General features: G+C 44.0%; 12 protein-coding genes. 6 read left to right on the forward strand and 6 right to left on the reverse strand.

All coding sequences use genetic code 11. The annotated features are described in order from the left end of the window. Nucleotides 1-9: 9 nt before the first annotated feature. Complete coding sequence (locus tag MTX11_RS03935; protein WP_004280622.1) at nt 10-216, reverse strand: PA3496 family putative envelope integrity protein; 207 nt, start codon at nt 214-216, stop codon at nt 10-12. A 351-nt stretch (nt 217-567) separates the two neighbouring features. On the opposite strand from MTX11_RS03935, the gene rpoD reads away from it, so the two are divergent. From rpoD to MTX11_RS03965, 6 genes are all read left to right on the forward strand, one after another. Beyond that, nucleotides 568-2502: an RNA polymerase sigma factor RpoD gene (gene rpoD, locus MTX11_RS03940; RefSeq protein WP_224215688.1), complete on the forward strand. Its 1935-nt coding sequence runs from the start codon at nt 568-570 to the stop codon at nt 2500-2502. 113 nt (nt 2503-2615) lie between these two features. After that, nucleotides 2616-2903: a YbeD family protein gene (locus tag MTX11_RS03945; RefSeq protein ID WP_004280625.1), complete on the forward strand. Its 288-nt coding sequence runs from the start codon at nt 2616-2618 to the stop codon at nt 2901-2903. Between the two features lie 150 nt (nt 2904-3053). Then, nucleotides 3054-3713: a lipoyl(octanoyl) transferase LipB gene (gene lipB / locus MTX11_RS03950; RefSeq protein ID WP_243474417.1), complete on the forward strand. Its 660-nt coding sequence runs from the start codon at nt 3054-3056 to the stop codon at nt 3711-3713. Between the two features lie 74 nt (nt 3714-3787). Next, the gene (locus tag MTX11_RS03955; RefSeq protein ID WP_004645797.1) at nt 3788-4321 is read left to right on the forward strand and encodes a hypothetical protein; all 534 of its coding nucleotides are present in this window, start codon (nt 3788-3790) and stop codon (nt 4319-4321) included. Between the two features lies 1 nt (nt 4322). Beyond that, complete coding sequence (locus tag MTX11_RS03960) at nt 4323-5507, forward strand: iron-containing alcohol dehydrogenase (RefSeq protein ID WP_243474418.1); 1185 nt, start codon at nt 4323-4325, stop codon at nt 5505-5507. Nucleotides 5508-5774: 267 nt separating this feature from the next. Continuing rightward, nucleotides 5775-7166 (forward strand): APC family permease, encoded by a 1392-nt coding sequence (locus MTX11_RS03965; protein WP_004280630.1) that lies wholly within the window; start codon nt 5775-5777, stop codon nt 7164-7166. A 68-nt stretch (nt 7167-7234) separates the two neighbouring features. Here the strand turns inward: MTX11_RS03965 and MTX11_RS03970 are convergent, their stop codons facing one another. The 5 genes from MTX11_RS03970 to MTX11_RS03990 all read right to left on the reverse strand — a co-directional run bounded on the left by MTX11_RS03970 (nt 7235) and on the right by MTX11_RS03990 (nt 12001). After that, nucleotides 7235-7717, reverse strand: a complete 483-nt coding sequence (locus MTX11_RS03970) for a hypothetical protein (protein WP_005252592.1) — start codon at nt 7715-7717, stop codon at nt 7235-7237. An 89-nt stretch (nt 7718-7806) separates the two neighbouring features. After that, nucleotides 7807-8283 (reverse strand): tRNA (cytidine(34)-2'-O)-methyltransferase, encoded by a 477-nt coding sequence (locus MTX11_RS03975; protein ID WP_004280633.1) that lies wholly within the window; start codon nt 8281-8283, stop codon nt 7807-7809. A gap of 128 nt (nt 8284-8411) precedes the next feature. Continuing rightward, nucleotides 8412-9794, reverse strand: a complete 1383-nt coding sequence (cysG, locus tag MTX11_RS03980; RefSeq protein WP_243474419.1) for a siroheme synthase CysG — start codon at nt 9792-9794, stop codon at nt 8412-8414. A gap of 73 nt (nt 9795-9867) precedes the next feature. Continuing rightward, entirely contained in the window at nt 9868-11139 is a 1272-nt protein-coding gene (gene serS, locus MTX11_RS03985; RefSeq protein ID WP_243474420.1) for a serine--tRNA ligase, read from the reverse strand. Between the two features lie 100 nt (nt 11140-11239). Continuing rightward, entirely contained in the window at nt 11240-12001 is a 762-nt protein-coding gene (locus MTX11_RS03990; protein WP_243474421.1) for an RsiV family protein, read from the reverse strand. Nucleotides 12002-12011: the final 10 nt, after the last annotated feature.

Here is a 12011-nt window from a genome sequence, read left to right on the forward strand (position 1 = left end):
CCGAATTCGTTAATCTTCGTCATCAAAATCGTCGTCATCGTCGAAGTCATAGTCAAAATCTTTGAGTTCGCGCTCTAAACGACGTTGGGTCAGTAGATCATCGATCAGACGACGTTTTTCCAACGACTCTTTAGCACTGAGCTTGCTAGAAGCCTCATCGAAATTAACATCATCTTCACCGAAGTTATCATCTAGTTCAAAATCTGTAGAAGACACTAAAACTTCCTCATGAGTGAAAAATGTAAAAGGATTTAAGCGCTATTTATCGTGCCTAAAATAACAAGTCAAGTTTTATTTGGATTTTCGTATTTTTAATTTGTAATTAGGGGTTTTTTCTGTCTCAATTGTGTGCCATGATATAATCCACCCTGCGTCCTTATGTTTTTTGATTCTCCTTTTTTGAGTCATAAACAGACACGCATGGGATGAACTTGAAAACAACAAATTCACCCCCATCTTAAATTACTGAATTTCATTTTAAATATTTTATCAGACAGCTTTCATGCTGAATTCTCTGATGAAATATATAGGCTATTCACTAAATTTAACGAGCTTAAATCGTGCAGCATTGTACGGTTTTTTACTGCCACAGATTCAACGAAGAGTAAGCAAAAGATGAGCGATATGACTTCCCCTACTTCTCAAGTAGCGGCTCTGATTAGCCGAGGCAAAGAACAAGGTTATTTAACCTTCGCTGAGGTTAACGATCATCTGCCGGACTCCATCACAGAAAGCGAGCAGATTGAAGACATCATTCAGATGCTGAATGACGTTGGTATTCCGGTACATGATCGCGCGCCTGAATCTGATGATACGATGTTCGAAGATACTGCAGAAGCGGCGGATGAAGTTGCAGAAGAAGAAGCTGCAGCCGTACTTGCCTCGGTAGAAAACGAGCCAGGTCGTACCACTGACCCTGTACGTATGTATATGCGTGAGATGGGTACAGTAGAACTTCTGACTCGTGAAGGCGAAATCAGCATCGCAAAACGCATCGAAGAAGGTATTCGTGATGTTTTGCACTCGATTGCTTACTGGCCGAATGCGGTAGAAGTGGTACTGCAAGAATATAAAGATTATGAAGCGGGTGAACGCCGTCTTGCTGACCTTTTATCAGGTTATTTAGATCCTGAATCAGATGAAGAAATTCCTGAAGTTCTAGAAGAAGAAGCGGTTCTTGCTGAAGATGAGACTGACTCGAAAAAATCGACCAAAGATGTAAAACTGGACGATGATGAAGAGGAAGAAGAAGCAGATTCTGATGATGAATCAGAAGCAGATTCTGGTCCAGATCCTGAAATTGCTAAAGCGCGTTTTACTGAACTGGAAAATGCGTGGCTGAATACCAAAGCAACTATTGAAAAACATGGTCGTGACAGCAAACAGGCTGAAGAAGCTTTGCAGGCACTTGCAACTGTATTCATGATGTTCAAATTTACCCCGCGTCTATTTGATATCATTTCTGAAATGATTCGTGGTACCCATGATCAAATTCGTGGTGCAGAACGTGAAGTGATGCGTTATGCAGTACGTCGTGGCCGTATGGATCGCACCCAGTTCCGTACCAGCTTCCCGGGCCAAGAATCGAATCCAGCCTGGTTAGATGAGCAGATCGCAAAAACACCTGCAGACCAGAAAGCTTATCTGGAAAAAGTACGTCCAGACGTATTGGCCTTCCAGCAAAAAATTGCCGATATCGAGAAAGAGCTTGGCCTTGATGTAAAAGGCATTAAAGACATTGCCAAACGTATGGCCGTCGGTGAAGCTAAAGCACGTCGTGCCAAGAAAGAAATGGTTGAAGCCAACTTGCGTCTGGTTATTTCGATTGCGAAGAAATATACCAACCGTGGCTTGCAATTCCTGGATCTGATTCAGGAAGGTAACATCGGCCTGATGAAAGCCGTAGACAAGTTTGAATACCGTCGTGGTTATAAATTCTCGACTTATGCAACTTGGTGGATTCGTCAGGCGATTACCCGTTCGATTGCGGATCAGGCACGTACCATTCGTATTCCGGTACACATGATTGAAACGATCAACAAGATCAACCGTGTATCTCGTCAGCTTCTACAGGAAATGGGTCGTGAACCGACTCCTGAAGAACTGGGCGAACGTCTGGAAATGGACGAAGTTAAAGTACGTAAAGTACTGAAAATCGCCAAAGAACCGATTTCGATGGAAACACCGATCGGTGATGATGAAGATTCGCATCTGGGTGACTTCATTGAAGACAGCAACATCACGTCACCAATTGATGCTGCAACGTCTGAAGGCCTAAAAGAAGCAACACGTGAAGTTCTGGAAAACCTGACTGAACGTGAAGCCAAAGTCCTGAAAATGCGTTTTGGTATCGACATGCCGACCGACCATACTTTGGAAGAGGTAGGCAAACAGTTTGACGTAACACGTGAACGTATTCGTCAGATTGAAGCGAAAGCACTGCGTAAACTTCGCCATCCATCGCGTTCAGAACACTTACGTTCATTCCTTGAGAATGATTAAGATTTGATACTTGATGTGGAGACTTGAAATTTGATCATCAGTCTCCATTTAAGTAGCCAAGACAGACCCAAACGCCTGCATGATTGCAGGCGTTTAAAATTAGGGGGACTACCATGTTAGACCGTACACCATCTCGTGAACTTCAAGAACATCTTTGGGTTTTCCCTATGGATTATCCGATTAAACTGATTGGCCTTGCGGGCGATGAATTGCGTCACGCTGTCATCGACATTTTTCTAAAACATTTTCCAGATTTTGAAGGTGATAGCGTCAGTATTACGCCATCACGTACTGGAAAATACCATTCCATTACCGCACAACTGCGCTTTTTGGAACTGGAACAGGTTCATGCAGTATATGCAGATTTGGCCGCTTGCCCGCTAATTAAAACAGCACTGTAATCGAAAATACAAAAGACACGCTTCCGGGCGTGTTTTTTTATGCCTGTACAATGACTGAGCTAGCGCTTAAATATTGCAGATCTCGCCCCTATTTCATGCCGAAGCCATTATAATTATGATCAGTTTTTATAATTACTAAGGACACTCCCTGTGACTGATGTGCTGCAAAAGCCCGAGCTGATCATTCGTCAATATCACGACCTCACACCTTATGAAGATCGTTTTCTGGAAATGAAAACATTTACGGAAACCCGTGATGAACATAGCCCCGATCAGCTGTGGATTCTGCAACATCAGGATGTATTGACTCAAGGTCAGGCAGGAAAACCGGAACATATTCTAATACCGAGCAATATCCCGGTGATTCAGACCGATCGTGGTGGTCAGGTGACCTGGCATGGTCCCGGTCAATTGGTGGCTTACTTCATGTTTGACCTGAATCGTCTGGGCTGGAATGTGCGCACCCTGGTGTCTTATGCTGAAAACTTGATGATTGATTTGCTAAAAAAATATGGCATTGATGCCTATGCCAAACCTGATGCACCTGGTGTATATGTGGCTGAACGTAAAATCGGTTCACTCGGTTTTAAAATTCGCAAAGGTCGTAGCTATCATGGTCTGTCTTTAAATCTAGATTGTGATCTGAGCGGATTCAACACCATCAATCCTTGTGGCTATGCAGGACTGGAAATGGTACGCATGAGTGACCTGCTCGAACAACCGCCGCAATTCAGCCAGTTGTACACTGAAATTATTGAAACTTTGCGCCACAGCGGGTACTTTAAGCAAGTAACTGTCGAGCAAAGATAAAGCCTTTGCATTTCAGCCCCAAATAAATTAGAGTATTTGCTCTAAACCAATAATATTGAGATAGGGATCATCACGTGATTGCGACTAAATCCGTAAAACCCGCTTTGCAGCTTGCCTATGTCAAACTCATGATGGATGTGATTGGCCGAGGTCTGGTCATGGCAAGTCAGGTGGATGAAGAAATCAAACAGGAAGTGGCCCATTTTCCAGAAAATTTTACTCTTTCCATGAAAGTCTTTCCGCATGGCCCGGCCTTTGTAGCGCGGGTCACTGAGGACAAACAACTGGAACTGGTTAAAAATCTGGAAAAAGCACCTGATTTGATCATTACCTTTAAACATCTGCACCATGCCTTTTTGGTGTTTTCTTTTCAGGAAAGTACCTCACAGGCTTTTGCCCATGATCGTATGATTGCTGATGGCGATATTTCCAATGCCATTCGTCTGGTACGCTGCCTGAATAAAATGGAAGCACTGATTTTGCCGAAAATGGTGGCACAACTGGCAGTGAAAGAATATCCAAGTAATCTGAGCCTAAAAGAAAAACTAAGCGAAGCGAGCAGCATTTATCTGAAAATCGCTCAATCCTATTTGAAACGGAGTGTATAACATGGCTAAACCTTATTATGAATTTTTCTGTCCGGTCAAAGTGATTGCCGGTCATGCCGCGTTAGAACATATTCCGTTTGAACTTGCGACTTTGGGGGCCAAACGTCCGCTGATCATTACCGACAAAGGTGTACGCGCCAACAACCTGCTAGCACCGATTGAAGCTGCATTTGAAATGGCGGATGCTGCAATTGTAGCGATTTTTGATGATGTACCGCCCGATTCTAGCTTGGGTACAGTACGCAGCGCAGCAAAACTGTATCGCGAAAATCATTGTGATGCGATCATTGCCGTGGGCGGTGGTTCAGTCATTGATACCTCGAAGGCAACCAATATTCTAGTCTCTGAAGGCGGTGATGACCTGCTGAAATATTCGGGTGCACATAACCTGCCTAAACCGCTGAAACCGTTCTTTGTGATTCCAACCACGTCTGGTACAGGTTCAGAAGTGACCATGGTCGCTGTCGTGTCGGACACTGAAAAGAACGTCAAAATGCCGTTCGCCTCTTATTATCTGATGCCGCATGCTGCGATTCTGGATCCCCGCATGACCCAGACCTTGCCGCCGCATTTAACCGCCATGACCACAATGGATGCTATGACTCATGCGGTTGAAGCTTATACCTGCATGGCAGCCAATCCAATTTCGGATGCTTATGCCACTGCCGCAGTCAAGAAGATAAGTACCCATCTATTTAATGTGCTGGACAACCCTTCCGATGCACAAGGCCGTCTGGAACTGGCACAGGCATCGACCATGGCGGGAATTGCATTTTCCAACTCGATGGTCGGCATTGTGCATTCATTGGGGCACTCATTGGGTGCAGTGGTACATCTGCCGCATGGTTTATGCATGAACTTATTCCTGCCTTATGTGCTGGAATACAACAAAGAGGTCAATGGCGATAAAATCGCAGATCTGCTCCTGCCTTTGGCGGGTGCCGATATTTATGCACAAACGCCGGCGCATCTACGTGCTGACAAAACTATTGCAACGATTCTAACCATGCGTGACCGGATTTACAGTCTCACCAAATTACCGCGCACATTACGTGAAACCGGTAAGATTTCTGAAGCCCAGCTCGATGAAGTGGCAGAGAAAGCCCTGAATGATGGTTCCATCATTTATAACCCGAAAGAAGCTACCCTGGAAGATTTAAAATCTATCTTAAAAAAGGCTTGGTAATTACTGAAAAATAAGCCAATATAGCCGAAATTCCAGCCTGATGTTTTTTTAAACATCAGGCTTTTATCTTGCATAAGAAAAAATTCGATTTCTATTTTTGAATGGCACATTTTATGCAGGACAAAAGTCAAAAAAATAGCTAGCAAAAGCCGTTCTTTTCAAGTAGATTGGCGGACTTTTATAGAAAACTGTAGGGGGGATCGTTCGTCTCAAACGATCCTTATAAATATGACTGATCCTTGATCAACGATTAAGAGGATAACGCCGTTGACTAATATCTCTGGGACTCAATCGGCAGCTAAACTGCAAAAAACGCTGGGACTCTGGCACATCATTATTATTGGTTTAGCTTATATTCAACCCATGACCTTGTTTGATACATTTGGTCTGGTATCTGAAGAAAGTAACTTCCACGTTCCTACCTCTTACATTTTTGCACTGATTGCAATTTTGTTAACCTCCTTGAGCTATGGTCATATGATTCGTCGCTACCCTTCTTCGGGTTCGGCCTATACCTATGCGCAAAAATCCATCCACCCGAACGTAGGTTTCATGGTGGGTTGGTCATCCTTGCTGGATTACCTGTTATCGCCAATGGTCAATATCATCCTGGCGGTGATTTATCTGGAAGCACTTTTCCCAGACATGAACCATTGGGTTTGGGTCATTGGTTTAACCGCCTTTATGACCGCGATTAACCTTCGTGGTGCGAGATTTGTTGCCAACTTCAACAGTATGATTGTATTCGTACAATTGGGCGTCATTGCATACTTCACCTGGATGGTTTACCAACTTCTGGAAGGTGGCGTAAATGCAGACGGCACACTGGTCGATGCAAAGTACCAACTGTGGAGTTTAGAGCCATTCTGGAATGAGTTTACTTCTGTTGCTGCCCTGATTACCGGTGCAACCTTACTGTGCTTCTCATTCACAGGTTTTGACTCCTTAAGTTCTCTTGCTGAAGAAACTAAAGATACCGAAAAAACCTTACCTAAAGCGATTTTCTTGACTGCATTATTGGCAGGTATCATCTTCATCATCAGTACTTACTTCATGCAGATCTTCTTCCCGAATGATCCAAAAACTTACTTTGAAGATATCGCTGCAACACAGCCTGATATTTTACAAGCTGTCGGTGGCGTGGCGTTTAAAACAGTCGTACTTTACTTCGCAATTGTGACAGTCATGGCTTCTGGTATTTCAGCACATGCGGGTGTATCACGTCTGATGTACGTGATGGGTCGTGATGGCGTAATCAACAAGAAGATCTTCGGTCATATTAGTCCGAAAAACTACACACCTTCATACAACATCCTGATCGCTGGTGCAGTGGCTTTAACCGCTGGCTTTATGGATCTTGATTTTGTGGTGTCATTGATCAGCTTTGGTGCCTTAACGGCATTCAGTTTCGTCAACTTGTCGGTGATTTCACGTTATGCATTGCGTGATGGTCGTACCAAGAGTGCCAAAGAGATCATGAACTTTGTCGTGGTTCCTTTACTTGGCTTCATTTCAGTCTTTGCATTGTGGTTAGAAGTCGATGAAGCTTCGCTTAAATATGGTCTGATCTGGGCATTTGGCGGTATCTTGTACTTGGGTTATAAAACAAAAGGCTTCAAGCACCCAGCTCCTCAGCACAATGAATTTGACGATAAATAATATCTTTTCAATTCAAATAAAAAAGGCGCTTCATGCGCCTTTTTTATGTCTGTCATGTTTTGATTTTACTAACGCAGATAGCAATCAAAACCCATCTGGGTATTAACTCGATTATTTTCATAACCCAGTTTCTCAATAAACAGACTCCGATTAGACAATAACTTTTGCTCTTCCGGACCTAAACGGGCTCTATTCTTGATAGCCAGTTGATACATTTCATCCACGACATCCTGAAAAATGTCACAGACTTCTTCACGCTTGGCTAGCTTTAATTTACGCCCCCGCCAAGTCCATTGAAAATCATCCGAATCCAAGCTCTGCCCCCATTTTTCGATACGCGTATCTAAACGTTTCTGCATGTTGAGCAAACCCTGCTGTATTTCTGCCTGAGTAATAGGCTGAACTTCCTTTGTTGCCGATGTGGCAGCACTGCCCTCTTCCGCATTCACGGAAGCCGCAACAGTTCCAAGAAAACATGCGATGACAAGTTTTACTAGAGGCTTCAAAGCTGCACCTTTTGTTATATTTGATAAAGTTATAAATTCAAGCATACAACGAAGTGAAAAGCAGTTTATCTATTTGTTACACAAAATAAAAAAGCCACCCAAAGGCAGCTTTTAGAATCATCACAAATTTCCGCTTAAAGCGTTTTAAAACCCTGCTGACGCCAAGCTTCGTAGACAATTACTGCAGTAGCATTTGACAGGTTCAGACTTCGCGAGTTCTCTGCCATCGGTAAACGAATCCAATGCTTTTGCGGAAACATTAGACGAACATGTTCAGGCAGACCACGAGTTTCCGGCCCCATTAACAAGGCCACAGGACGGTTTAAATCCGAAGTATGCGGTGTTTCAGAACCTTTGGTGGTCAATGGATAGATTGCATCCAGACCAATGCCTTTACTTGCCAGATCAGCCAGACAGTCTTCGATATTTTCCCAAATCTGCATATTGGCATATTCGTGATAATCCAGACCGGCACGTTTCAGTTTTTTGTCATCCAGTTCAAAACCCAGCGGCTTGACCAGATGCAACTGTGCTCCGGTATTGGCACACAGACGAATGATATTGCCTGTATTTGCAGGAATTTCAGGCTCATATAAAACAACGTGGATCACAGCTTACTCACTTAATATATTTAATTCAGACACGACATTCGTCTTGCGCTCGGGCAAAGCAGTGCTTTGCTTATCCTCTTACTTCAGGCACAGCCTTCGTCTTGCGCTCGGGCAAAGCAGTGCTTTGCTTATTCTCGCTCATGCCATTGCAATTGTTCACGTAAGCGTACAACTTCACCAATAATGGTCAAAGTCGGGGCTTGAATCTGATGTTCGGACACTTTGGATGCAATATCAGCAAGCGTTCCTACTACAACTTTCTGTTCAGGCGTCGTACCTTTAGAAACCAAGGCCACTGGCATGTCGGCTCGCTGACCATGAGCGATTAATTCTGCACAGATTTTCTCCAGTCCAACCAGCCCCATATAAAGCACTAAGGTCTGGTTTTCATAGACCAACTCACTCCAAGGCAATTCTGGCGAACCTTCTTTTAAGTGACCGGTCAGGAAACGCACACTTTGCGCATAATCACGATGGGTTAATGGAATACCGGCATAGGCTGAACATCCTGAAGCTGCGGTAATCCCTGGAACCACCTGGAAAGTAATCCCAGCAGCAAATAGCTCTTCAATCTCTTCACCGCCACGCCCGAAGATAAATGGATCTCCGCCTTTCAGACGACAAACCCGCTTTCCTTCACTGGCATATTTCACCAACAAGGCATTAATTCCATCTTGCGGAACCGCATGATTGGAACGTGCCTTACCCACATAGATCTTTTCCGCATCACGACGGCACAGCTCCATAATTGGCGCTGAAACCAGTCGGTCGTAAATCACCACATCGGCTTGCTGCATCAAACGTAAGGCTTTTAAGGTCAACAATTCTGGATCACCCGGACCCGCACCGACCAAGTAGACTTCACCTTTTGGCTTTTGCCATTCTTGTAATGCTTGCTCGATCAGGCGATCTGCTTCCGCGATATTGTCGTTGAACACCTGTTCTTTTAGCGGACTGGCATATAAATCTTCCCAGAAAATACGGCGTTCATCCGGATTGACAATTTTAGCCTTAACCGCACTGCGCCATTTTCCTGAAAATTCAGCCAGCTTGCCCATACCATGCGGAATAGTCGTTTCCAGCTGAGTTCGGATCTGCCGTGATAACACGGGCGACGTACCATTCGATGCCACCGAAATGACCAATGGCGAACGATCAATAATCGCTGGCACCATAAACCGGCAATGCGGCGGATCATCAACACTATTGACCAGGACATTTTCCGCTTCACACAGTTCAAAGACCTGACGATTGGTCTCCGCATCGTCAGTCGCCGCAATCACCAGTCGATATTGACGTAATACAACTTCAGGATGAAAAGCTGCCTGCACATAGTGTCCTTGGCTATTTTGCACAATTCGCAGCAGACTCTCTTCGATTTCAGGCGCAATGACATGAATAATCGCACCTGCTTTTTGAAGTAAAAGTGCTTTACGGTATGCAATATGTCCACCACCGACAATCAGACAAGGTTGCTGTTGCAACTTTAACGAGATTGGAAAAATATCCACGAACTACCTCAAAATTATAAATCTGACTGTCTATGCAATTTTCATGCACATTTAGGGATGCTGAGATCGACAATTAGTCGATATAAGTCGCACCACCCATATATGGACGTAATACTTCCGGAATCTCAATCGAGCCATCGGCACGCTGATAGTTTTCCATCACTGCAAGTAAAGTACGACCCACGGCCAGACCTGAACCATTCAAGGTATGTACAAATTCAGTTTTCTTCTGATCCGCACGGTAACGCGCTTTCATACGACGCGCCTGGAAATCACCCATGTTTGAACAAGATGAAATTTCACGGTAAGTATTTTGGCTTGGTACCCAAACTTCCAAGTCATAAGTCTTGGTCGCACCAAAGCCCATGTCACCACCGCAGAGTAAAATTTTACGATATGGAAGTCCGAGTGCTTGCAAGATGCCTTCAGCATGGCCAGTCAATTCTTCAAGTACTTGCATCGAAGTTTCAGGTTTCACAATCTGAACCATTTCCACTTTGTCGAATTGGTGCTGACGGATTAAACCGCGAGTATCACGACCATAAGAACCTGCTTCACTACGGAAACATGGCGTATGCGCTGCATATTTCAGTGGCAGACGGTCTGCATCAATAATTTCATCACGTACGAAATTCGTCACTGGCACTTCAGCCGTCGGAATCAGATAAAATTCTTTTTCACCCTGCAGCTTAAACAGATCTTCTTCAAATTTAGGCAGCTGACCAGTCCCGCGCAATGAATCTGCATTGACCAGATAAGGCACATAGGCTTCGGTATAACCATTTTGATCAGTATGCGTATTTACCATGAACTGGGTAATGGCACGTTGTAAACGCGCCAATGGACCTTTCAATACACTGAAGCGTGAACCAGTTAATTTGGTCGCGGTTTCAAATTCAAGACCGCCCATCATTTCGCCCAGATCCGTATGATCTTTGATTTCGAAATCAAATTCACGTGGTGTACCCCATTTCAGGATTTCCACGTTATCGCTTTCGTCTTTACCTTCAGGCACAGCTTCATCTGGCAAGTTTGGAATAGACAGTAATTTTTCTTCAAGCTCAGTTTGCAGTTCAGCCAGTGCTGCTTCAGCCGCTTTGATTTCATCACCAATCGTAGACATGCGTGTCATGATTTCAGATGCGTCACCACCTACTTTTTTAATTTGACCGACTTGTTTGGCACCGGCATTACGTTCAGCTTGCAGGGTTTCTGTCTTAGACTGAATCTCTTTACGGCGTGCTTCTAGGGATGCCCACTCTTCAACATTGAGTTGAACACCACGTTTTGCTAAGGCTACATTTACAGCCTCAATATTATTTCTGAGTAATTTCGGGTCGATCATAATCAATCTTTGCAGAAGAAAAAAACTGGCTATAGTGTAAGCTCTTAACGTCAAAAAATACAGTGACCCTGACCCTAGCTGCGTCCTATTAGCACAATATTTAGGAAACTGACTGCTGCAAAATGGCTAAATATTCAGGCCGAATCACTTCCTTTAAATCCGCATAGGAGACTTTTAATTCAGTCATTCCTGCTGCTGCCGGAGCTAACTCGCCTGCCGGATACACCATCACCAGACTTGTTGTATCAAAATAATAGTTATCACTCAATTTTAACTGCTGTTGTTGAATACCCTGCGTATTCAGCCATTGAGCATTGACTCTATACATTGCATTCAGCAGTTTCTGCTCGCCGCCATTTAATAATAGTTGGGAGAGGGCTAAACGCTTTCTCTGCTTTAGATCAAAATTGATATATTCCACATGTTTCAGAGAAGCATTTTTGTTCCTCGCCAGATTGGAACTTTTTAAGGCAAAGATTGCCAGATGGGCACGCTGACCAATAAATTCTACCTTGATAAAGCGCTGATCCAGATAATGCGGCTCATCGGCTTTTTTCGGATTTTTCTGAGTGACTTTGGTGAATGCAACAGGCTCGGTATGCTGAATGCGCTCAATAAAATATTGATTAATCCAGTCAATATTGCTGTCCACCGTCTGTAGATCAAAGCGTACACAACCCTCTATTTCACACACCACTTTGGCTGCCCCTTTAATTGGAACGGTTTTGGCTTCAATTTGCACAACCCGATCTGTTTGCGCAAGCTTTGCCACTGAGCTGGATTGAGGCTGACAACCCAACATACTTACAGTGAGTAATAAAACAGCGTAAATTTCAGTAGTTTTAAATAGATTAATCTTCATCCTGAGCTCC

This window comes from Acinetobacter lwoffii (assembly GCF_022809915.1).
GTDB classification, from domain to species: Bacteria; Pseudomonadota; Gammaproteobacteria; order Pseudomonadales; family Moraxellaceae; genus Acinetobacter; species Acinetobacter lwoffii_M.